The organism is Kitasatospora sp. NBC_01287 (assembly GCF_026340565.1).
Classification (GTDB): Bacteria; Actinomycetota; Actinomycetes; order Streptomycetales; family Streptomycetaceae; genus Kitasatospora.
Genome location: NZ_JAPEPB010000001.1, coordinates 2,339,771 through 2,365,040, shown reverse-complemented (window position 1 = coordinate 2,365,040; position 25,270 = coordinate 2,339,771). Strand labels below are relative to the sequence as shown.

At 71.4% G+C, this 25,270-nt stretch carries 3 protein-coding genes; all 3 read left to right on the top strand.

Annotated elements, in window-relative coordinates:
* The first annotated feature begins 47 nt into the window (after positions 1 to 47).
* The 3 genes from OG455_RS09875 (at position 48) to OG455_RS09865 (ending at position 25,247) form a co-directional block, all read left to right on the top strand.
* Positions 48 to 23,030, top strand: a complete 22,983-nt coding sequence (locus OG455_RS09875) for a protein-glutamine glutaminase family protein (RefSeq protein ID WP_266292198.1) — start codon at positions 48 to 50, stop codon at positions 23,028 to 23,030.
* A 103-nt stretch (positions 23,031 to 23,133) separates the two neighbouring features.
* Positions 23,134 to 23,580 (top strand): hypothetical protein, encoded by a 447-nt coding sequence (locus tag OG455_RS09870; protein WP_266292196.1) that lies wholly within the window; start codon positions 23,134 to 23,136, stop codon positions 23,578 to 23,580.
* 59 nt (positions 23,581 to 23,639) lie between these two features.
* Entirely contained in the window at positions 23,640 to 25,247 is a 1,608-nt protein-coding gene (locus OG455_RS09865; protein WP_266292194.1) for a hypothetical protein, read from the top strand.
* The last annotated feature ends 23 nt before the right edge of the window (positions 25,248 to 25,270 follow it).

The following is a 25,270-nucleotide window of genomic DNA, read 5'->3' as shown; positions in this document are numbered from 1 at the left end:
CTGGCCGGCCGCTCAGGAGCTGATGGACACCCAGGAGTAGTGCCGACATGGCGATAATGATCCCGAGCGGGCTTGCCAAGCTGTTCTCGATCGTGACCGGCATGAGCTGGCCGCAGGCGAACGAGGACGACCTGCGCACGGCGGCGGACGACTACCTGAAGGTCTCCCAGGAGATGCCGCAGCTGGAGGACTACATCAAGTCCATGGTCAACCAGTTCGAGGGCCAGTTCGAGGGCCAGGCGGCCACGGCGTTCTTCGGGACGATGAGTCAGCTGGTCGGTCTGGGCGGCGGTGACGACTACCTCGGGCTGGCCGGCAAGCAGGCCGCCGACCTGTCCAAGACCGCGTACGACACCGCCAACCAGGTCGAGTACGCGAAGTGGATGACGATCGCCCAGCTGGTCCAGCTGGCCGCCGAGATCGCCTGGGCGATCGCCATGCTGCCCTTCACCGGCGGCGCGTCGATGGGCGAGATCGTCGCCGCGAAGCTGATCGCGGAAGGGGTGATCCGCAAGATCTTCGCCTGGCTCCTGGACCGGATCGCCATCCACACCTTCATGAGCATCGCCGGCGGTGTCGCGCTGGACGCCATCATCCAGATCGCGCAGATCGCCGAAGGCCACAAGAAGTGGAGCGACTGGGACACCAAGTCCACCCTGCAGGCCCTGGAGTTCGGCGCGCTCAACGGCCTGGTCGGCGGACCGCTGGAGCTGCTCGGGGACAAGATCGGCAGCATCTTCAAGGGCGCGATCGGCAAGAGCCTGGGCAAGGACGTGGGCAAGGACCTCGGCAAGGCGTTCGAGGATGTCTCCAACGGGCTGGCGAAGGACACGCTGTCGACCTTCGAGAAGGACTCGCTGGCGACGCTGGAGAAGAGCGGCATCTCGACCGTCGGGAAGGACACTCTCAACTCGGCGGAGAAGAGCGCCGAGGAGAGCGCCGAGGCGAGCGCCGCGCGGGCGGCGAGGACCGCGGAGGAGACCGCCGAGGAGACCGCCGAGCAGACCGCCGAGCGGAACGCCGAGCGGACGGCGGCCAGGACCGCGGCGGAGACGGCGGAGCAGACCGCCGAGGAGACCGCCGAGCGGAGCGCGGAGGAGAGCGCGACCAGGGACGCCGCGAAGGAGGCCGAGCAGGAGGCGGAGGACGCCGCGAGCGAGACCGCGAGCCTGGCCGAGACGCTCGTCGACGACGCGGCGTCGATCGCGGAGAGCACCGTCACCGTGTTCGAGGGCGCCCTCTCGCAGGCGACCAAGGACGGCGAGGTGTGGCTGGAGAAGGACGCCGCGAAGGCCTTCGGCGAGGAGCTGGGCCAGACGATCGGCCGCTACGCCAACGAGTTCGGCAGCGGGTTCAACGGCAGCCTGCGGGAACTCCGCGACACGGCGGTGGCCCGCTTCGAGACCGACATGGGCAAGACCTTCGAGAAGCACCTCGGTGAGCTGGTCGGCAAGGACGATGCCAAGGAACTCGGCCAGGGCTTCGCCAAGGCCTTGGCCGAGAACGGCGGGCAGGGCGCGAAGGGGCTCGAATCGCTGCAGACCGCGATCAAGGACTCGCTCGGTTCCTCCGGACTGCACGACGGCGCGATCGGAGAGCTGGTCAAGCAGGTGCCAGGCCTGCTCGACCGGGTCGGCGGCGACACCGCGTTGTTCAAGCTGGGCGCCGCGATCGGCAACTACCTGAAGTCCGGAGTGACCAACAGCCTCACCGAGGGCTTCTACAACCTCACCTTCGGCCCCGACCACACCTTCTCGATCACCTGGGAGACCTTCGTCTCCGGCATCGGCATGGGCTTCCTCGGCGACATGGGGCACCGGGCGACCCACCCGATCGCCGAGCGGTACAAGGAGTGGGCGACCAAGAAGCTGGCCGACCCGAACTGGAAGGAGGGCGACGACGAGTACTACGGTCCGCTCCACCCGCTCACCCTGCTCTCGGTGATCGGCAACATGAGCGGGCACCCCACGCCGTTCCCCATGCGCCGGCCGAGGTTCGACACCCAGCCCGAGGAGGGAGACGGGACATCACGGGCGCCGGGCGCGTCGGGCTCGTCGAAGTCCTCGGGGTCGGCGAGCAGGTCCGGCCGTCCGGCCACCACCGGTGGCGACGAGAAGAGTTCGACGTCGAACGCCGGGGCGGGGGACGGCGGTGCGCCGAAGCCGGCGCCGATGAAGACGAGCAGCAACGGGCCCGCGGAACCGAAGCAGTCGGGGTCCGGGTCCGAGTCCGAGTCCGTGGCGCCGCCCGTGCAGCGGGTGCCGACGGAGTCGGTGACCACGGAGCAGCAGGAACTGGAGCAGGAGCGGCAGCGGCAGGAGCGGGAGGAACAGCAGCAGCGGGAGGAACAGCAGGAACAGCAGCGGGAGGAGCAGCAGTCGGCGAAGACGGTCACGGCGACCGCCGGGGCCGCCCCTCAGGTGCCGCGGCCCGTCCGTACCCGGACCGCGCACTCCGAGTCCGAGCAGTCGCAGCTGTCGGGGCAGTCGGGGCAGCCGAGGCCCACGGAAGAGCCGAAGTCGGGGCCGACGCAGCAGCCCAAGTCGGAGTCGCCGTCGCGGCCGGATCCCAAGACGGCTCCCAAGACGGATCCGGCGCCTACGCCGGTGCGGAAGCCTCCGGTCGAGCCGAAGCAGCCCGGCCCGCCGAACACTCCGCCGCGGGACCGACAGCGGGGGAAGGTGCCGCCGGTCGACCCGCCGATCGACCCGCCGCGCCAGGACCCGCCGTCGACCGATCGGCGCAGTCGCACGACCGCGCCGCAGAACACCGCCACGCACCAGGAGCGGCTGAAGCCTCCGGCCGAGCCGACCCCGCCGGTCGAGCAGCACGTCGCGCGCCCCGAGCAGGCGGCGCTGTCCGTCTCGATCGAGGACGTCCTGAACGCCGCCCCGCCGAACCACCAGGACCCGCTGGCCGGCCGCGTCAACCTCTGGCTCCCCCATCCGGACATGAGCGACGCGGCCCGCGCCCGGATGGAGGAGGCGCTGCCCCACTTCCCGGTGGACGATGACCACTTCGTCATCGCCATGGAGGTCGGCCCGGGCGGTCCCAGGTACACCGCTGACCAGCTGGTGACGATGCTCCACGAACTGGCGCGTACTGACCGGTGGGACGGCCAGACCCCGATCCGATTCGTCGCCTGCGGTCTGGCCCGCACCTTCGACTCGGACTACGTCCGCGCAGTGGTCAACGGCCTGGCCGACAGGCACGGCCTGTCCATCGACGCCCTCGCCGCCACCGGCCCGGTCTGGTTCGTCCCCAGGGACGGCGGGGGAGCCGGCGACCTGGTGGTGGCGGAGAAGGTCGGCTTCACCGCCGACGGGCACGTCGTGGTCTCCGGTGTCGGCCACTGGGTGGAGTTCAGCTCCAACCGGCGGGAGACCGAGACGGAGCGGTCAGTTCTTCCGGCGGACTACGAGGAGGTGAAGACCCCGGAGGAGGTCCCCGAGGAGACCAGGGGCGCCGTCCGCTTCGGTGGAGGGGGGACCGAGCACACCACCGAGGAGGAGAGCTCCGGAGACGAGGACGCCGACACGCCGGTCGAACAAGTGGCGGAGCACCCCGACCCGCCCGCCGAGCCGAACATGTCGCGGGAGCAGGCGCCGGTCACCACTGAAGGTCAGGAACAGCCGCTCACTGATGAGGAGTTGACTGGTCGGGGGGATCAGGGGGAGGACCGGACCCACTCTCAGTCCGAGGCGCGGCCGGCGACCGAGCAGGAGCGCGTCGCAGCTCAGGAGACCGCCCGGGAGACCCAGCGGCTGGAAGACGAAGAGCGGGAGCGGCTCGCGGCTGAGCGCCGGAAGCAGCTGGCGGCTGAGAGGGTGGAGCATCTGGCCGCCCGGGAGCGCGAGCGTGAGGCGGCCGAGGAGCAGCGGGAACGTGACCGGCTCGCCGCCGTTGAGCGCGAGCGGGCAGCGGCCGAGGAGGGTGACCGGCTCGCCGAGGAGCAGCAGCATACGGTCGAGGGGCAGCAGGACACCGTCGTTGAGGAGCGGGAGACCGACGAGCGGCAGGTTGTCGCTGTTGAGGAGGAGCGCGCCGAGGAGCAGCAGGACACCGTTGTTGAGGAGCAGTACTCCGATGAGCGGCAGGATGTTGCTGTTGAGGAGGAGCGCGCCGAGGAGCAGCAGGACACTGTCGTTGAGGAGCAGTACTCCGATGAGCGGCAGGATGTTGCTGTTGAGGAGGAGCACTCTGACGAGCGGCAGGTAACCGTCGTTGAGGGGGAGCACTCCGAGGAGCAGTTGGATGTTGCTGTCGAGGAGTTGGTCGCTGTTGTTGGGCGGCAGCATGCCGATGGGCGGCAGGATGTTGCTGTTGAGGAGGAGCGCGCCGAGGAGCAGCAGGACACTGTCGTTGAGGAGGAGCACTCCGATGAGCGGCAGGATGTTGCTGTTGAGGAGGAGCGCGCCGAGGAGCAGCAGGACACTGTCGTTGAGGAGCAGTACTCCGATGAGCGGCAGGATGTTGCTGTTGAGGAGGAGCACTCTGACGAGCGGCAGGTAACCGTCGTTGAGGGGGAGCACTCCGAGGAGCAGTTGGATGTTGCTGTCGAGGAGTTGGTCGCTGTTGTTGGGCGGCAGCATGCCGATGAGCGGCAGGACGTTGCTGTTGAGGAGGAGCGCGCCGAGGAGCAGCAGGACACTGTCGTTGAGGAGGAGCACTCCGATGAGCGGCAGGATGTTGCTGTTGAGGAGGAGCGCGCCGAGGAGCAGCAGGACACTGTCGTTGAGGAGGAGCACTCCGATGAGCGGCAGGATGTTGCTGTTGAGGAGGAGCGCGCCGAGGAGCAGCAGGACACTGTCGTTGAGGAGCAGTACTCCGATGAGCGGCAGGATGTTGCTGTTGAGGAGGAGCACTCTGACGAGCGGCAGGTAACCGTCGTTGAGGGGGAGCACTCCGAGGAGCAGTTGGATGTTGCTGTCGAGGAGTTGGTCGCTGTTGTTGGGCGGCAGCATGCCGATGGGCGGCAGGATGTTGCTGTTGAGGAGGAGCGCGCCGAGGAGCAGCAGGACACCGTCGTTGAGGAGGAGCACTCCGATGAGCGGCAGGACGTTGCTGTTGAGGAAGAGCACCCCGACGAGCGGCAGGACGTTGCTGTTGAGGAAGAGCACCCCGACGAGCAGCAGGACACCGTCGTTGAGGAGGAGCACTCCGACGAGCGGCAGGATGTTGCTGTTGAGGAGGAGCACGCCGACGAGCGGCAGGATGTTGCTGTTGAGGAGGAGCACGCCGACGAGCGGCTGGACGTTGCTGTTGAGGGGGAGCACTCCGAGGAGCAGCAGGACGCTGTCGTTGAGGAGCGGGAGACCGACGAGCAGCAGGTAATCGTCTTTGAGGAGGAGCACTCCGAGGAGCAGCAGGACGCTGTCGTTGAGGAGCGGGAGACCGATGAGCGGCAAGATGTCGCTGTTGAGGAGGAGCACTCCGAGGAGCAGCAGGACACCGTCGTTGAGGAGCAGCACACCGACGAGCAGCAGGACACCGTCGTTGAGGAGGAGCACTCCGACGAGCGGCAGGATGTTGCTGTTGAGGAGCAGCACTCCGACGAGCGGCAGGATGTTGCCGTTGAGGAGGAGCGCGCCGATGAGCGGCAGGACGTTGCTGTTGAGGGGGAGCACTCCGAGGAGCAGCAGGACGCTGTCGTTGAGGAGCGGGAGACCGACGAGCAGCAGGTAATCGTCTTCGAGGAGGAGCACTCCGAGGAGCAGCAGGACACCGTCGTTGAGGAGCAGCACACCGACGAGCAGCAGGACGAGCAGGATCAGCCCGCCGCCTCCCAGATCCTGCCCGCAGGTCAGGAGCAGGCGGTCCACACCGAGCCCGACCCCGACCCCGATCCCGATCCCGATCCCGCGCTCAGGCCGCCCGAGCGCTTCGGGCAGCACCAGCTCGCCGCTTACGATGTGCTGCTCGGCCTCGATCACGACGAGGCCGTCGTCCTGACGGACCTCACCGAGCGCTTCACAGAGGCTCTGCACGGCGACAAGGCGGCCGCCCGGACCCTGGCCCAGGGCCTGTTCGGTGGCGAGACCCTGCAGCCGAAGCTGTCCGCGCTCTCCCGGGGCGATGTCTGGGACGTTCCGTTCGCGGCCGGCAACTGGTCCGGCACGGTGCGGGTGCGGGCCGCTGTCAGGGAGGCCACGTACGACCACGAGGTCGCCGCTTTCGAGTTCGAGTACGGCTCGGAGCAGCAGTCCTCGGTGGGCGTCACCGGGGACCAGCTCCGGCAGCTGAGCCTGGGTACGCAGGCGAAGTTCAAGTTCGGCAGCAACGGCGATCTCACCGAGGCGTTCACCTACCAGCACGGCTGGACGCGGGGCAGCAGCAGCGCCGATGCCAGCCGGACCATCGCCCGCGGCAAGACCAGCGAGCTGGCCGCACTCTTCAACACCAAGTTCGGGCTCTCGGTGGAGTTCCTCGATTCCGAGCACCTCCGTGTCGCCAGGAAGACGGTGCCGCCCGTTCGGGGACCGCTGGAACTCTCCGGCGTGGTCGCCGTCCCGGCCCGCGAGATGCCGGGTCGGCAGGCCGGCCGCAACCCGTACTTCCACGGTCCCGAGCAGGTCAGGCTCCAGCGCCGGCTGGCCGGTCCGCACATCGTCAGCGATGTCTGGGTGCCCAGGCGCGACCCCGAGCACGCCGAGGCACCCGAGACCGAGCACACCGAGACCGAGCAGGCACCCGGGAACGAGCAGCCCGACCTCTTCGCGCGGCGTCCGCTCGACGAGTTCGTCTCCGAGTTCGAGGATCAGGCCCGGACCTTCTTCGGCGACCAGTGGCCCGAGCTCAAGGACAAGTTGCTCGCCGAGGTCGATCTCGTCACCCTGCACCAGGAGCTCAAGGGCCTGATGTCGGGTCAGGAGCTCTCCGTCGAGCTGGTCGGGCCGGCCCTGCTGGGCAAGGACGGCCTGACCGGTCTGCCCGGGGACATCGCGGACCGGGTGTCGGGCGCCGGCCAGAACACCGCCGGAGGGCCGGGGGCCGACCAGCGCACGACCGGTGGTGGCCTCAACCGCCCGAGTTCGGTGATCACCTTCAAGCGGGCGACGATCGACACGATGGCGCCGGTGGACGGGCTGGGGGAGACCGAGTTCAACGTCGGTACCGGCACCTCCCGTTCTCGTACGGAGCAGGTCGTGAGCAGCGACACGCTGCAGGTGCCGCTGCCGGCCAGTGGCAACGGCTACAAGGGCACGGGGACCGCGGGTGCCACCGGCGGCGGGCAGTTCGGTCGGGACAAGGTGCGCCTGAAGGGCACCGGTGACGACCTGGCGCTCACCAGCAAGATCAAGTCGGCTGCTGCCGTGCTCTTCGACGGTACGGCCAAGCTGCAGATCGAGTTCCGTCAGACCTCGCGGTTCGGTGTGGTCAAGACCGGTGGTGGCGACGCGCAGGCCACGCTGGGCTTCCGCACGATCATCGACGCGGCGGAGACCAGGATCGCCGATTCCACGGACGCGGCCGGCGAGCCCATCGCGCCCCCGGTCTTCATCACGCACGAAGATCCGCCGCGCGTCGTGAACGAGCAGCCCCAGAACGAGCAACCCGAGATCGAGCAGGCGCCGATCGGGATGAACCCGAACGACGTCGAGCTGACCCAGCTGTCGGCTGCAGCGTCGTCGGCCTCGACCCAGCACGTTTCGATCGAGGCCGACCAGGCAGGCGAGGCCAACCAGGCAGGCGAGGCCGACGAGGTCGTCGCCACGTACCCGAGCCCGCCCAAGCAGCTGTGGACCAGCACGCCAGAGGGCTGGGACTACCCGACGACGGAGACGGACCCCGGCCTGCCCGACACCACCACCGTCCGCGACCTGCGGGACATCGCACCGCTCCACTCCCGCCTGGACGCGGTCGGCCCCGGTCTGTTCGGCGGGGAGGAGGCGTGGCGCGAGGTCCGCGCGGAGATCCTGCAGACCTTCTCGCACTCGGCCGTCTCCGCCCATCTGACCGCGATGACCCGCGATGTGGCGCTGCGCACCCAGGAGGTGACCGAGGGGCCGTTGAAGGACGCGCACGTCTCGGTCGTCGCCCGGGTGCGGGAGATGAGGCACATCCGGCCGCAGGGCACTGCCGACCTCAACACCGTGCGGGAGAGCAGCACCGTCGAGTCGGAGCGCCGTCTCCTCTCGGACAGCAAGAGCCTCCAGGGTGTGGTCGGCGGCAAGGTCCTGCTGCACGAGGAGGCGCCGACGGAGGAGGCGGCCAAGCCGTTCAAGGACACCCTTCAGATCACCCCCTCGGTCAGCGGCGAGGTCCGCGACCGCGACGGCTGGCGGGCCGGCGAGTCCACCAAGAGCTACGCCAGCGGCAAGTTCCGCAGCGGCCAGGAGCTGTACGACTCCGAGGTCGAGCTGCGGGTGACCGTCACCGCCGGTGGCCGCACCGTGACGTTGGACCCGTTCCGCCTGCACGCCGAATTCGGGCTGGAGCACAAACTCACCGTCGCCCACCCGGAGGGTGCGGAAGGCCAGGGGACGAACGGCGTCTTCACCCGTCGGGTCACCGCCGAGCCACCCGCCCCGGCCGCGTCCGCGGTGGCTCCCCCGGCGCGGTTGGCCGCGGGGCGGATGGGGCAGTCCGATGTGCTGGTCGGCCTCGGTGCCGGCGAAAGCAGGGTGCTGAGCACCGTCAGGACGGCACTGGCACCGCTGGGGAGGCTGCCGGAGGACCTGGCCGGGCGGCTGGCCCAGCGGCTGGACCCGTTCGCGCTGAAGTCGCAGCTGGGCCGACTGAGTCGGGGCGGCGAGATCAAGGTGGCCGTCGACCACGGCGGCTGGAGCGGCGAGGTGGTGGTCAAGGCCCGGCTCGACAACCTCAGGCACCAGGAGGAGGTCACCGGCTTCGAGTTCGAGCTCGGCAGCCAGCAGCGCACCTCGGTCGGCTTCACCTGGGACAAGCTCACCCGGATCCGCAAGAAGCTCGCGTTCAAGGCCACGGTGCCGCACGCGAGCGTCAGCGCCGACTACACCCGCACCTCGGACTCGGTGCGGGGGCTGAGCGTCGACCGGACCGGCGGCACCGGCAGCCGGGCCAAGGCCGTCGAGGTGGCCGACCTGTTCAAGGGACAGGCGAACTTCAGCGTCGAGTTCCGGCCGAGCACGCGGAGCCGGCTCCTCGCACCGAGGCGCCCGAACGAGGTGCGGGAGCCGGTCGCGGTGACCGCCACCATCGCGGTGCCGCACCGGGATCTGACGCGGAGCGACCAGCTGACCGACGCGGACGGCGCGAACCTCGCCCCCGAGCTGAACCACCGGTTGGGCTCCTCCGACATCGTCGCCAGGGTCTTCGCGCACACGCCGCTGGAGCGGGGGCCGGTGCGGCAGCTCGCGGGGGAGCTGGACGGCATCGCCTCGCGGACCGAGGCGCCGGCGGTGCGGCTCGCGGTGCAGCGGCTCACGGGGGACCTGAACGGAATCGCCGAGCGCGTCGAGGCGCTGGCGGGGCAGCGTGCGGTGCGGGAGTTCACGCGAGGGCTGAGCAGGCCTGCCTCGGCCGCCGAACGGCTGGCGGTGGAACAGGAGGCGCGGCGGAAGGCGCGCCAGGAGGTGCGGGCCCTCGGAGAGGCGTTGACCGGGCTGGACTCCCGCGCCGGAGGGCCGACGGCGCGGCACGAGGCGCTGACGGTCCTGCAGCGGCTGAAGTCGATCGCCTCGCGCATCGAGGAGCCGGCGGCGCGCGAGCAGGTGCAGGGGCTCGTCGACCACTGGAACGAGATGCTTCCGCGCACCGAGGTGCAGGAGCTCACGCGGGTGCTGAACGGGATGGCCTCGCGCACCGGTGTCCCGCTGGAGCGGCGTGAGGCGCTGACGGTCCTGGAGGGGCTGAACCGGATCGCCTCGCGTCCTGAGGCGGCTGAGGCGGTGCAGGGGCTGATCACCCACTGGACCGAGACCATCACGCGCACCGAGGTACCGGCCGGGCAGCACGAGGCCAAGGTGGTCGTCGACAGCCTGGAGTCGCAGGGACGCAAGGTCCTCGGGTCCCGCTGGCCGGGGATGGCGAAGAAGCTGACGGAGGAGCTGGACTTCGAGCGTCTGCACTCGAAGCTCAAGTCGATGACGGCGGGCCACGAGATCCTGGTCGAGCACGGCGGGGTCAAGGCCTGGGTCTCGGCGGACATCACGGAGCTGAGGGAGAAGGGCGCGGCGGGGACGGCCGAGTTCAACCTCGGCACCAGCGCCCAGACTTCGCTGACCAGCTCCGACGGTGGGACCAACACCGGTGGCGGCAAGGGCAACTCGATCACCGTCGGCGCGCAGGGCAGCGGTGACCCGCTCGGGATCGCCGTGGTCGGCGGCAGCCTGACCGGTGCGTGGGGCACCGACCACCTGGAGCAGCAGAGCTCGTCGGGCGTCACCGGCATGGCCGTCAAGGCCAAGTACCCGGCCGGCGTCCTGGGCGGCACGGTGCGCCTGAAGATCCGGTTGGAGGGCAGGCCGCTGGTCAAGGTGGCCGGCACGGACCAGGTGCTCCCGGACTGGGTGCGACGCTCCCAGGACCGGCGCTCCCGGGCCGACCAGGCGCCGCCGGGGAGCGTCTTCGGTCAGGTGCGCAAGGCCGTCGCCGACGGTGCCGAGTGGGTGAAGGGCGCGGCCGCCGACGGGGTCGTGCGGTTCGGCTACTACAAGCGCTCGCTCATCACCACCGAGCTCGGCATCGACGTGCTCACCGAGACCTCCCGGGTCACCGGGGCCCGCGACCGGCAGCAGGAGGGGCAGGCCGGGCAGCAGGACGGTGTCGAGCTGCCCGACAAGAACGTCCAGGTGCCGCCGGCGGAGGTCTTCGGCGACGGCCTGCGCAACCTCGACGTGCTGCGCTGGCTGGAGGACTCCTCGGGCGTGCAGGACGTGTTGAGGTCGTTCGGGCGCGACTTCTTCGGCGAGTCCACCTGGGACAAGATCCAGGGGCTCGCCCGCAACGCGCAGAGCCACGCCATGCTCTCCTCCCAGTTCGGCCCGGCCACCCGGGGCCACGCCCGCCCCGAGGAGCGTGAGGCGCCCGTCGAGGGTGGCGAGCAGCGCGCCGCCGGGCAGGACCCGGCCATCGGCCAGCAGATCGCCACCCCCTCCTCGGGCCACCGCAGGCTGGTCACCGACACGGACGTCACCGCCTCGATCAAGGTCGTCGAGCTGGAGTACACGGGCGACAACAACAGCGCCCAGCTGAGCCCCGCGAACGAGAGCTCCAGCGGCGGGCAGCACATCCGGCTCGACTGGTGGCAGCTGGGCGGGCAGGTGCAGGGCGGGGCCCAGTTCGACCTGCGCGGGGGCAACGAGGCCACCGCGCTGGGCAGCGTCGGCTTCTCCCAGCGCTTCCGCGAGGGGCCGGCCGCGGCCACCGGCGGCAGGACCGTGGCCAACGCCAAGTTCCCGAGTCCGATGGCCCGCTACTCCGGCTACGCGCAGGTCGAGATGACCTTCAAGGAGGGCACCAGGACGCGGACCGAGCGCGGCCTGGTGCCGATCGAGCTGGAGATCCCGAAGACGGACACCCGGCTGGTCACGGTGCCCGGTCACCGCACCATGTCCTTCACCGCGGAGGACCCCGGCGGCGCGGTGGAGGCCATGGCCCAGGCCATGCGGACGGCGAACCAGCCGAACGGGGTCCACTGGCTCAAGGACCCGTCGATCGACGAGGCCGGTCATCGCGAGACCGCGGAGGCGATCGGGCACATCCCGCCCGACGAGGACCACCTCACCATCGCCTACCACGCCACGACCGACAACGGCGCGCCGACCTGGCGCGGCCGGCCGCAGCTGCCGGGTGAGTTCGCCGAGGCGCTGCTCGCCCTGCACGGCCCGGACGTCTGGGACGGGCGCCCGCTGCGCTTCGTGGCCTGCGGCGTGGGCGCGGGCAACGCGCGCTCCTACGCCGCCGACGTGCTGAGGGAGTTGCAGAAGCGGCGCCCGAACGAGGTGTTCGAGGCCGACGTGCCTTCCGGACCGGTCTGGGTGATGAGGCCGGACCCCGTCAGCGGGCTCCCGAGGCCCATGGTGGTGGCCGAGAACGTCGGCTTCGACGCCAACGGCGTGCCGCGGGTCGACCAGCGGGGGGACTGGCTGCGCCTCTCGGTGCCCGCCAACGGCGACCTGGTGGTGACACCGCTCGTTCGCGCGGCGGATCATCTGCAGCCCGCCGACGAGGCACATCCGATCGTCGACCCCGACCCCGCGGCGACCCGCTTCGGCCGGGGTGGTGCCGGCCACCCCGGGCCCGGCGAGGCCGGTCAGCAGGGCCCGCCCCCGCCCCCGGAGCACCCCGGAGCCGGGACGTCCCAGGTGGCGCACCCCGCGCCCGCCCAGCCCGGTGCGCCCGGGCACCACCCGCCCGTGGTTGCGCCCTTCCAGCACCTGACACCGGATCAGACCAGCGCGCCGCACGAGGTGCAGCAGCGGTTCGACGAGGTGCGGAGCCTCACCTTCACCTCGAACGGCACGACCTTCGACGTCCCGTTCGAGCACCCCGAGGAGGGCTGCTTCAACCGGGCGCACCTGATGGCCGAGCACCTCACCGGTCAGGGCGTCTTCAACAAGAAGATCTTCGCGACCTACCGGACCGGCACCACGGCGCAGTGGGTGCAGGGCCTGAGGGTCGACAGCGGCCATGCCAGGGAAGCCCTGCCGGACGCACCCGGGACGATCGTCTGGGGCTACCACGTCGCGGTGGTCGTCTACGAGCGGGACGCCGCCGGCAACACCGTGGAGCTGGTCCTCGACCCGTCGGTCGACCGTGAGCGCCCGCTGCCCACGGCCGAGTGGATGCAGGCCATCGGGGCCGGTGGGGGCGAGCGGATCGGCGAGTCCCACGACGAAGCGGTCGCGAGCCTGCAGCGGTTCGCCCAGGACCACCCGGACGGCACCGTCGAGGGGTACCCCCTGAACCGGCCGACCGTCTTCACCACCGAGAACCACGTCTACTTCAGGCCGGTGCTCGACCACGCGGGCCAGACGCAGCGGCTCTACCACAGCATGGCGGACGCCAGGTTCGAGTGGGACATCCGGGGCCGCGCCGCCACCGAGCAGGCCGCGCGAGAGGTCGAGATCAGGAGGCTGGTGCGGACCGCCATCACCGCACCGCCGGTGGTGCTGCGCGACAGCGGCCTCCAGCCCTTGACCCTCGTCACCACCGACACCGCGCGGTACGCCCGCGATGACGACGACTCACGGCCGGTCGCCGCCACCACCACGCTCCAGAACCGCCCGCTGCCGGTGCCCGGCAACCTCTTCGACGCGCAGGGCGAGATGGTCCCGCCGGGCGCGAACACGCTCTACGGTCCGAACGGCGAGGCCCTGCGGCCGGTCGCCGTCACCAGCACGTTCTTCGACAACCGCGGTGACCCGCTGCTGCCGGCCGCCGCCACCACGCTGCTCTTCGACCATCACGGCAACCCGCTGCGGCCGGCCACCACGACCGCCACGACGTTCTACGACACCCACGGCGTCCCCCTGCTGTCCACCGCCGCCACCACCATCGTCTACAACCGGCACGGCGTTCCCATCGAGCCGAGCGGCACCAGCACCGCCTTCCACCAGCCCGCCGGCGACCCGCCGGCCGGCGGGGTCCTCCAGCCGCCGGTGGCCACCGAGACCGAGGTCCTCGACCTGATCGGTACCGAACTGCCGCGCACCGCGGGCACCCTCACCACCCACGGCGCGAACGCCACCACCGTCATCACCCATGCCGCCGCCGCTTCCGACGGCTCCGTCCCTGGTGCTGCCGCCGCCGGCACCGCCGCCCAGCGGCGGTTGTTCGCCCGGGTCGACGACAGCTCCGGCCTGCTGGGCAGCACCGAGCCGCCGACCACCACGATCTACGACCGCCAGGGCAACCCCCTGCTGCGCGTCCAGGTCGTCTCCAGGGTCCACGGCGTGCACGGCGGCATCGTGCGGTCGACCAGCACGGTCTACGGCGAGCAGGGCCACCCGGCGCGGTCGACCACGACCGAGTACGGCGACCAGGGCAACACGGAGCAGCAGACCGTCACCGGCTACGACCCGCTGGGCAATCCCGTGCAGTCGACCAGCACGGTCTTCGGTGAGCACGGCAACACCGTGCGCTCGACCGTCATGGACTTCGACGCGTACGGCCCCTCGCAGTCGACCGTCACGGAATTCGGCCAGCACGGCGCTCGCGTGCAGCTGACGGTCACGGCCTTCGACCAGTTGGGCAGCCGGCAGCGGTCGACCGTCACGGAGTTCGGGCCGCAGGGCAACACCGTGCGCACGACCGCCACGGAGTTCGGGCCGCAGGGCAACACCGTGCGCACGACCGCCACGGAATTCGGCGAACACGGCGGCCCCACGCAGTCGGTCCTCACCGAGTTCGACCAGCAGGGCAACACCCTGCCGCTGACCATCACGGCCTTCGACGCGCAGGGCAATACCGCGCACACGAGCGTCGTGGTCCACGACGCGCAGGGCAATCTCGTGCAGCTGACCTTCACCGCGTACGACCAGCAGGGCAACGCCCTGCCGCCGATCACCACGTTCTACGACGAGCACGGCAACGCCCTGCCGCCGCTCGGCGACGAGCCGATGGACCTCGCCTGGCTCGACGAGCTCGACCTCGCCCAGCCGGGGGCCGGCATGGACGTCGACATGGGTGACGCTTCACAGCACCCGTCCGCGCAGGCCTCCGAGCAGACCGGGGTCCCGTTCACCCATGACCAGGACGGCCCCGACTGGAGCCACCCGGGTCCGCGTCCGGTCACCCCGGCGCAGTGGCGCGCCCGCCGCGGGGCGGCACCGTTCGCGGTGCGCCACACCGAGCGGTTCCAGCCGGGCATCAAGAAGGTCGAGCCGGGCGCCAAGAGGGTCGAGGAGTTCCCGCCGAAGAAGCTGGACGGGCGGATGGTCTACGTCCGCAACACGGTGCGCCGGATCCAGGCGGACGACGGGCGCTGGGTGCGCAACATCTCGTTCCACCTGCCGGTGAGGTTCGGCACGGGGATGTCGCGCGAGCGGCTCCAGGGATTCCAGGAGCGGGTGCGGGGGCTGGTCGACCGGCACCTGAACGTCGGTCATCTGCTGCCGCGCTCCGGCGACCAGTTGCACTTCGACGTCTCCTTCAGCCACCTCCCCGCGCACCGGGAGGCGATCGAGCTGACCGGCACGCCGTCATCGAGCGGCAAGGGGCCGGGCCGGGCCGACCAGCACCACCTGGACCTGGCGCACAGCGACGCGGTGGTGCTGCACGAACTCCTGCACTACGCGGGCCTGACCGACGAGAAGCAGAGCGACCTGTCGCTCTTCCGCAGCACCGATGCGAAGTCCTGGCCGAGCGGGCTGATGGCGGACGTCGTCACCGCGCCCACCCAGGCACTGCCCCACCGCTACCTCGCCGACATCGAGACGCTCAGCGAGGACGGCTCGGTCCTGTACGACCACCCGCTGACCGCCGAGGAGGAGCGGCCGCCGGTCGACCCCCTGCCGCCCGTGGACCCCCTGCCGCCCGGCGACCAGGAGCCCGAGCACCCCGCCGCGCAGGCCCCCGGTGACGACGACGAGCCCCACATCCCCGGCACCTCCGAGTTCCAGTTGGACCCGCCCCCGGTCGCCGGGCCCGTCGCGCACCCCGCGACGCACCCCGTGCAGCCCCCGCACCCCGCCGCGGCCGTGGTGCGGGGCATGCTGCCCGCGGCCGTGCGCGACCTGGCCGCCGAGCTGCACCGCACCTTCGGCACCGAGCCGCTCGACCCCTCCCGGATCTACGTCCTGCTGGACAGCCTCGACGGCGACCCGAGCAACGTGGCCGTGCTGGAGCGCAGGTACCGGAGCGACTTCGGCACCTCGCTGAGCCAGACCCTCTTCGAGGCGGCGCACCAGGGCAGGCTGGGGGCCGATCCCGCGGTGGCGCAGCAGAGCGTCTCCGACCTGCTCGGGCTGACGCACACCTTCGCGCTCGACGGGCTGCGGGAAGTGCCCTCGACCGACGCCGAGTTCGCGGCGCTGGCCGGCCACATCCACGCCGCGATCACCGCGAGGGACCAGCACGGCCTGCTCGGGCTGATCCGCCCGCTGCGCCGCGACCTGCCGGTGCTGTGGCGGCTCTCCGAGACCTACCAGAACCTGCACCACACCTCCCTCTCCGACCACGCCCAGGGCGGCTTCCCCGACGCGTTCCTGCACTCCTACCTGCTCGGCGGCGAGGCGCTGGAGCGCCAGGTCCTGACCCGGGCGCAGGCCGACGACGTGTTCCAGCGGATGGCGGACCTCCACTTCACCGACCAGCACGGCGTCACCAGGCCGGTTCCGTTCGACCACCCCGAGACCGGGTGCGCCGACCGGGCCCACCTGATGGCCATGCACCTCACCAGGCTGGGCGTCGCGAACAAGAAGGTCTTCGTCAACCTGCTGCGCTCCGACGGGACCGGCCTGACGGCCCAGTCCGAGCACGCCGAGGGCGCCCTGCCCGGTGCGCCGCTGCCGGTCGAATGGCGCTACCACGTCGCCGTGGTCATCCAGGTCGAGCACGAGGGGCAGGCACCCGACGAGATGGTCATCGACCCGTCGCTCGGCACCGGGCCGCTGACCACCGCCGAGTGGCTGGGCCTGATGGGCATCCAGCCGCAGGACACGATGAGGGTCGGGGAGAGCTACCAGGAGACGCTGGCCCACCTGCAGGCCGTGGCCGAGCACAACGTCCTGGCGCTCGACAACTTCGTGATGAACGGAGGGGACTACCAGCCGCTGAACACGGAACCCGACACCGGCTACCTCTTCGACGTCCCGACCGTCTTCACCACGGAGCGGCACAGCTACAACAGGCCGTGGCTCCAGAACGGTCTCCCCGGCCGGCGCGAGGCGGACCTGCGGGCCGCCGACGAGTACTTCAGGACGGTGGGCGTCCAGACGGCCGAGGCACACGCGCTGGAGGCCGAGCGCCGGCGCGACGAGCGGGCCCAGGTCGAGGCGGACTGGAACGGGCTGCAGGACTTCCTCGACCAGCTGGAGGCACCCGCGCAGCAGCCGCAGCAGCACCAGGAACCGCAGCCGCAGCCGCAGCCCCAGTCGCACCAGGAACCGCAGCCGCAGTCCCAGCCGCACCAGCAGCTGCCCGGCGCCTACCAGTTCGCGCTGCCGGAGCGCGACAGGACCGTGCCGTACCAGCACGATCACGAGCTGTTGGACGACCTCACCGGCTCGACCACCGTGCCGGACATCCGGGAGCTGGCCCCGCCGGGGCCGCTCGGCACCGACCTGTTCGGCATCCTGGAGCCGGGCCCGGTGCCGGCCTTCCTGACCGATCCGGTGACCGGGAGGGCCTACGACTACAGCGGCCTGACGGCTGATCAGGTCGTCCACTTCCTGGACCGGATGGACATGGTCGCCGGAGGCCCGCACGCCGCCGTGATGGACCCGGCAGCGCCGGAGTGGCAGGTGGATCCCGGCAGCGCCAGTACCGTCCACGAGCGGCAGAGCGCGAACTGGGCGCCGGGCTCCGAGGTGCCCGCGTTGACCTCCCCGCGGGTGGAGATCCCCAAGGTCGTGCACGCGATCTGGTTCGGCCCGTTCCGTGAGTACGGGCCCTCGGGCAGCTTCTGGAACAAGTACGGGGACGCGGCGGAGCGGCTCCGAGGCGAAGCCTCCTTCGTGCTCTGGACCGATGTGCCCCGTGAGCGGTTCGAGGCCGTGCGCGATCTGACGGAGGAGCCCGCGGATCCCCTGCAGGCCGACGCCTGGTGGATGCTCGGCTGGGCCCAGGAGAAGGGCATCCGCCTGGTCAACCCGTTCGAGGTCTTCCACAGCGAGCGGCCGATGAGCCTGCACCGCGAGGTGCTGACCGAGCTGGCCAAGCAGACCGGACCGGGCAAGGCCGCGGCCAGTGACGCCTTCCGGCTGGTGATCGGTGAGGAGTTCGGCGGTCTCTACAGCGACGGCGACAACGAGATCACCGGTCTGGACGACCTGGTGGGCACCGCGCGCACCGAGGCGGCGTTCGCCGTGCACGCCAAGGCCGGTGAGGGCGGCAAGGTGGGCACCTTCGGCAACTCCGCCTTCGTCGCCCCCAAGGGGCACCCGTACATCCTCGCGCTCCGCGACGAGTTGCGGGCGAACTACGACAAGAAGCAGACCGAGCTCTACCACGAGACGCTCCCGTGGATGCACAAGGCCTTCCACATCAACCCGCAGATGAGGGTCCGGCGGAACTCGGTGATGCTGCGGACCGGCCCGGAGGCCGTTCCGTCGGTGGCCAAGAAGCTCGGTTATGCGAGCGCCTTCGACCTGCCCGCGCTGGACCAGACGAAGATCAGCATGGAGTCCGACGGCAGCTGGCTGGACCCGGAGGACTTCGAGGCCCCGCGGGACTGGTCGGCCCAGGAGACGCTGGAGTTCACCCAGCGCGTGGTGCACACCCTGGTCCGGGACCTGTACAACCGCGACGGCGACCTGCACCTGACCCAGGTGCACACCGCGATCTCCCAGCACCCGCAGCCCGAACTGGTCTGGCACGCCGCGCTGAGCTACCTGGCGGGGCGCGAGGACCTGCGGGAGCTGGTCAAGGGCGTCACGCTGACCCGCAAGGAGAGCCAGGGGCCCGACCTCGTGGTCACGCTCCCGGCGAGCGTCGCGCACCTGCTGCAGCTGCACGAGGACGGGCCCGCGCCGATCGGCCACGACGGCGGCTGGTGGCTCTCCGAGCAGTCGGTGCCCGCCAGGCTGCTCGCGCCGGAGCCGACCCCGTCGCACGAGTTCGGTCCGCTGGACCCGGCGGAGCACGTCGGCCTGCCGCTGGCGCACTTCGGCGGCCCGGCCAACGGGCGCTGGATCAGCAGCTCCTCGGGGTCGCCGGAGGGTGACGAGGCGGTGCGCCAGGTGTTGGCGCACCTGCCGGTGCGCGAGCACACCTTCATCCTCGCGATGCACACCGACCCGAGGACCGGGGTCCCGATGCGGGACGGCCGGCCCCTGCGGCCGGAGGACCTGGCGGCGATCCTGGTGCAGTTGCGCAACGACAAGGTGTGGAACGGCACCGACCGGCTGGAGTTCGTCTCCTGCGGGCTCGGCGCGACCAACGGCCGGACCTATGTGCCGCAGGTGCTGGCCGAGTTGGCGAAGCACGGCATCCACGTCGGGGCCCGCGCGGCGGACCAGCCGGTCTGGTTCCTGCCGAAGGTGGACGGTACGGGTGATGTGCTGCCGGGCGGCGAGGGCCACCTGGTGTCGGCCGCGATGGTGGGCCGGGTGGGCTTCGGTGCGGACGGCCGGCCGGCGATCACCCCGGACGGGCACTGGCTGGAGTTCGACAGTGCCACCGCGCCGGTGCGCGAGGTCGCGCAGGAGCTGCCCGCCGGCTACCGGCACGCGGCGCGGGAGGAGATGACCGCGACCGGGGGTTCGCCCAGCTTCGCGGAGGCACCTGACCAGCACGAACCGACGGACTCCGGGTCCGCGTGGGGGTCCGGGTCCGAGCCGGACCCCGAGGCGGATTCCGCATGGGACTCCGATCCTGACTCCGATCCTGACTTCGAGCCCGAGATCCCTGGCACCGTGCAGTTCCAGGCGGGCCCGCCACCGGCCGGCGCCGCCCCCGCGCACCCCGCGGTCGCCCCGGCACCGGCCGAGCGGCTGATGCTGCCCGCCGTGGCCCGGGACCTCGCCGGGCAGCTCCACCAGTTGCTGGGCCGATCGCCGCTGGACACCACCGCCGTCCACCTCCTGCTGGACAGCCTCGGCGGCAGCCGGGGGAACGCCGACCAGCTGGAGGCGGTCCACCGGGAGCTCCACGGCAGTTCACTCACCGAGCGGCTGGCGCGAGCCGCGCAGGACGGGGAGTTGGGCTCCGATCCCGCCCAGGCTTGGGACTCGGTCTCCGAACTGCTCGGGCTGACGCACACCTTCGCGCTCGACGGCCTGCGCGGGGTGCCGGTCAGCGATGCCGACCACGGCGCACTGGCCGGACACCTGCACACCGCGATCGAGGCGCGGGACCGGGGCGACCTGCTCCGCCTGCTGCGCCCGGTCCGCCGCAACCTGCCCGTGCTCTGGAAGCTGTCCCGGACCTACGAGGGTCTGCACGGCAGGCCGCTGGCCGACGCCGCCCGGGAAGCCCTGCCTGAGCTGCCGTTCGTGCACTCGTACCTGCTCGGCGCCGAGGCGCTGGAGCGGCCGGCCCTCACCGGGCCGCAGCTGAACGAGGTCTTCAGGGACATGGCCGCGCTCCAGTTCGTCAACGAGCAGGGCGTGCTCACCCCGGTTCCCTACGACCATCCCGAGACCGGGTGCGCCGACCGGGCCCACCTGATGGCCATGCGCCTCACCGAGCTGGGCATCGCGAACGAGAAGGTCTTCGTCAACCTCAGCGGCCCCCACCACGCGCTCACGGTCAGTTCGGCGAACGCCCATGGCGCCTTCGCCGGCGCGGAGCGGCCGGTCCAGTGGTGGTTCCACGTGGCGGCGGTCGTCAAGCTGGAGCGGGCGGACGGCGGAACCGAGGACAGGGTGCTCGATCCGGCCCTGGCCAGGGGGCCGTTGACCCGCGAGCAGTGGATGAACCTGATGAACGTCGATCAGGCGCAGCTGCACGACATCGGACACGGCCTCCAGGCGGTCGGAGCCTACCTGCAGGGCGTCAAGGCGCGGGGTGAGGCCAGGAACGAGCAGACCGGGTACCCCCACGGGGTTCCGGTGACCTTCACGACCGAGCGCCATGCCTACGGCTTGCCGTGGATCGACAACCTCACTGCCATGGGGCACGACTTCCAGGCCGCGGAGGACTCCTTCCGCAGGGAGGGCGTGCGTGACCTCGCGGCACATGCCACAGAGGCCGAGAGCCGCCGGCTCGGCCGACTGGTCAACGAACTCTTCCCCGAGATGGCGAACGAGCTCACCCCGCAGCCGAACGCCGCGAACCAGCCGCCGCCGGGCGGCCCCGGGCCCGCCCCGATGGCCCTCGGCCTCGACATGAACGGGGTTCTCGACCTGGGCCCCGGGGTGGACGAGGACTTCGACATGGGTGGCGGCCTGCACCTGGGGACCGGGGCGGCCGAGGACTTCGACATGGACGGGGGCTTCGGCCTGGGCCCCGCGTTCGACTTCTCCAGCCTGGACCTCGACATGGGTGCCGACCTGGGCCCGGAGTTGGACCTGGGCTTCAACCTCGACCTGAACCAGGGCTCCGACCAGCAGGGCGGGCCACTGCCCGACGCCCACCACTTCGGTCCCGCGCAGCCGCAGCCGCACACTTCTGCCGAGCACCCGGCACCCGTCCCGCACCCGGCACCCGTCCCGCACCCGGTGTCCGCCCCCGCCGAGCACCTGACCGCCGAGCTGCTCGACTCCGTCCACCACGACCCCGCGTCCGGAGCGCACTGGCTCGACGACCCGTCGGCGTCCCCCGCGGACCGGGAGCGGATCGCGGCCACCCTGGCGCGCTTCCCCGCCGACGAGCGCTTCTTCACCCTGGCGATGCACACCGGCGCCGACGGTCGGCCACGCTGGCGCGGTGCGGCTCTTGAGCCGCACCAATTGGCCGACCTTTTCGTCGAGTTGCACGAGAGGAAGATCTGGGACGAGGACAAGCCGCTGCAGCTGGCGTCCTGTTCGCTGGCCAGGGGCGGTGAGGACTCCTACGCCGCCGAATTCCTGGGCGAGTTGCACCGCCGGCTGCCCGGCCTCGACCTGCGGGCCTACGTCGCCGACGGGCCGGTCTGGTTCGTGCCCAAGGCGCTCGGGGAGCACGGGGTCGAGCCGAGCGGACCGGGTCACCTGGTGGTGGGCAGCACCGTCGGCTTCGACCGGAACAACCGTCCCGTCCTGGTCGAGGGCGGCGGCTGGCTGCGCCTGTCGATCGCCAAGGACGCGCCCGCCGAGGCGAAGCCGGAGGTCGAACGGCTCGGCGCCCACCTGCTGGTCGACGCGGACCCGGAGCCGAAGGCGGCCGCGGCACCGTCCGGCTACCGGGTGCGGCACACCGGACGGGCCGTGCAGGAGGAGCCCACGCACCGAGGAGACCCGCACCGACCCGCCGTCGAGGACGAGAGCCTGCGGATCGAGCAGATCCTCTCCGGTGCCCACTCCTTCGCCGTCGATCCCCCGGAGAGCCGCCTCCTGGCGGAACTCGTTCCGATCGCGCTGCGCAGGAACGAGGTCGACTCCACCTTCGCCGCCGTGGGTCTGCTGGTCGGCGACCGCAAGTGGATCGCCCCCGAGGACTTCAACAGCGGCCCGAAGCAGTTCCCGGGGGTGACGGACGTCGCCGGGCACAACGCGGTGTTCAAGGATGACAAGAGCGAGGAAGGAACGCGGCAGTGGAAGGAGCAGGAGAACAAGCTCAAGGACTTCACGACGTACCAGGACGCCGTCACCTGGGGCAAGGAGGTGGTCGTCAAGACGTGGACGGCCGCGGGTAAGTCGGAGACGGAGCTGAACTCGTCGAGGGACGTGCTGCGGACCCAGGTCAAGGATGCCGAGGTGCACGCGGTCGAGGCGGCGTACGAGAAGATGGCCGAGTGGGGCTACCCGAGGTCGGGTGATCCGGACGTGGCGGGCGTGCTCGCGGTCTTCTCCAACCGCGGCACCTGCGACAGCTGCAAGGCGGTCATCGACGGATTCCAGAAGAGGTTCCCGAAGATGATGCTCATGGTGGGCTATGAGAAGAGCACGCCGAAGAAGGTGTCGAGGAACGAGCGGGAGATCACGCCGGCGGGTGGGACGGACCCCCTCAAGATGTGGATCAAGTACGGCTACTCGGACGCTCAGCCGTTCTCGACGGACACCCTTACGAAGACGCCGAACGGGAAGGACATCCTCTTCAAGAGGATCCCGGGCGAGCTGTCGGCCCAGCAGCAGCTCGAAGGCTGGCTGACACCGATTCTGCTCAAGAGGCTGGACACGTTCGCCGAGGAGTTCGGGAAGGAGAAGCCGGCCGGCACCGAGACGGACTTCGCCGACGCGTTCGTGAAGAAGCTCGGTGACACCTGGGGGATGCTCGCGCCGAAGAAGCCGGCGACGGAGGCCGAGCAGAAGGCGCTCAGGGCCTGGTACAAGGCCAAGCGAGCGGCCGCCCTCGTGGCCAAGTGACCGCGTCCCGGTGCCCGCGCCCCGCACCCCCGGGTGAACCCGGCCGGGGCCGCGGGCCGTCGGTCGAAGTGGGAGAGCAGCCGAGCGCGAGGGAGTGGACGGTATGGCGGAGACGACAGTGGGTGGCTTCCGGCTCGCGGCGGTGTTCGACAAGGTCGACCCGGTGACCGGGCCGGCCTTCGAGCGGGACCATCCGCGGCTCGCCGACGGCCCCGAGCGGGCGGTGGTGGCGGACTACCTGCGGTCGGGGCCGCACGTGCTGATGACCCCGATGCTGATGGACGACGTGCTGGACCCCGAGCGGCGCGGGGTGGTGCCGATGAGCTACCGCACCGACGGGGAGTGGATCTGGACCGACACCATCGCGTACTACCTCGACGAGTACGGCCTGGCCCCGGAGTCCGGGCTGCTCGCGCACATCCGGGCGCAGGGCGAGGGGCCCCGGGCGGAGCCGCCGTACGAGGTGCTCGAGCAGGCGGTCGCGTTCATCCTGACGCCGCCGGAGCCGGCGGGCGAGCCGGTCTGGAACGTGGGGCAGGAGCAGGGCTGAACCCTGCCCGCGTCGCCGTCCGTCACTCCGGGCAGGAGTGTTGTCGAGGGCAGGGGACGATGGTGGGCGAGGAAGAGCGCGGCGCGGGGGAGCAGCCGGCGCGCGGATACCAGCTTCCCGAGGTGAGCTGGGCCTTCGAGGAGGAGGCCGAGCCGGCGGCGGAGCAGGAGCGGGCACCCGGGCAGGAGCGGCAGCGCGAGTCCGAGGGGGCCGCGCGGACCGCGCAGGCCGAGGCCGAGGCCGCCCGGAGCGGGTCCGGGGCGTCGGCCGCGATCGGTGCGGCCCCCGGGCTCGCCCCCGCACTGCCCGAGGCCCCGGTGCCCCCGGCGGGTCCTGCCGCCGCGAGCACCGAGGCCACCGCGCACGCGGAGGCGGCCCGGCTCGAACTGGCCCGGATCGAGAGCGCCCAGACGGAGGCCGCCGAGGCGCTGGTCGCGACGGCCGAACCGGCTTCCGCCGCCGCCGGGGCCGAGGCGCGCCCGGGCCGGATCTCCAAGCCCATGATCGCCACCGCCGTGGCCGTCGGTCTGGTGCTGGTCGGGGTGCCGCTGGGTCTCACCCAGCTCGGCGGCGGCCCCAAGCCGCCGCACGGGCCCGCCCAGGGCGGTGCGCCGCTCGGCTACAGCCAGCAGGGACCCACCGGCGGCGGCAACGGCTTCGTGCCCGGCTTCGACGCGCACGGCGACACGGGCGGCGCCCCCGCCGCGCCCGGTTCGACGCCCGGCGCGGTGGCGCCGGTGGCGGCCGACGGTTCGACCTCGCCCAGCCCGTCGAGCCCCGCCACGCCCGCGGCCGACCAGGGCGGTGGGTCGGGCAGCTCGGGTGGCACCGCGTCTTCCGGGCACTCCCCGACCCACCCGGCCGGCGGTTCCGGCTCCGGTGGCTCCAGCGGTGGTTCGAGCGGCGGTAGTTCCGGTGGTTCGAGCGGCGGCTCCGGCTCCGGTGGCTCCAGCGGTGGTTCGAGCGGCGGTAGTTCCGGCGGTTCGGCCGGCGGCTCCGGCTCCGGAGGCTCCAGCGGCGGTTCCAGTGGCGGCAGTTCCAGCGGTGGCGGTAGCGCCCCCCAGCAGCCCGCGCCCCCGCAGCAGCCGGCGCCGCCCACCACCGCGGCGGCTCCGCAGCTCCCGCCGCAGGGCCCCGGACCCGCGATCCCGCCGACGACCCAGGCGCCCGCCCCCGTGGTCGCCGTGGCCGGCCCGTTCTGCGGCGGCAGCGGCGTGAGCTTCAGCCAGAACGGCTGGTTCGACCAGGGCGACTCCGGCTGGAAGAGCAACTCCGGCGGTTGGAGCAGCAACGGCTGCAACGGCACCTACACCTCGATGCCGATGTCGGGCGACGCGAACAAGGACATGGGCAACTCGGTCGTCTGGAACTTCAAGCTCAGTTCGGTGAGCAGCTGCGACCTGGCCGTCTTCATCCCGGGCAGCGGCGACGTGAAGCAGGTCGGCGGCAACCCGACGTACTACACGGTCAACAACGGCGGCGGCGGGATCGGCTCGTTCTCGATCAACCAGGTCGGCAACCGGGGCAAGTGGGTGGACGAGGGCAAGTTCGCCTACAACGGCTCGCTCTCGGTGACGATGCACGACCGCGGTCTGGACTGGTCGGGCAACACCAAGACCTACGCCCACCACGCCGCCGACGCCATCCGCGCCACCTGCACCTCCTGACGCCCTCCTCCTGCGATCCCTGC

Bases quoted from the DNA above. Each gene is read 5' to 3' on its own strand.
- OG455_RS09875 (WP_266292198.1), top strand. From the start codon at position 48: ATGGCGATAATGATCCCGAGCGGGCTTGCCAAGCTGTTCTCGATCGTG.
- OG455_RS09870 (WP_266292196.1), top strand. From the start codon at position 23,134: ATGGCGGAGACGACAGTGGGTGGCTTCCGGCTCGCGGCGGTGTTCGAC.
- OG455_RS09865 (WP_266292194.1), top strand. From the start codon at position 23,640: ATGGTGGGCGAGGAAGAGCGCGGCGCGGGGGAGCAGCCGGCGCGCGGA.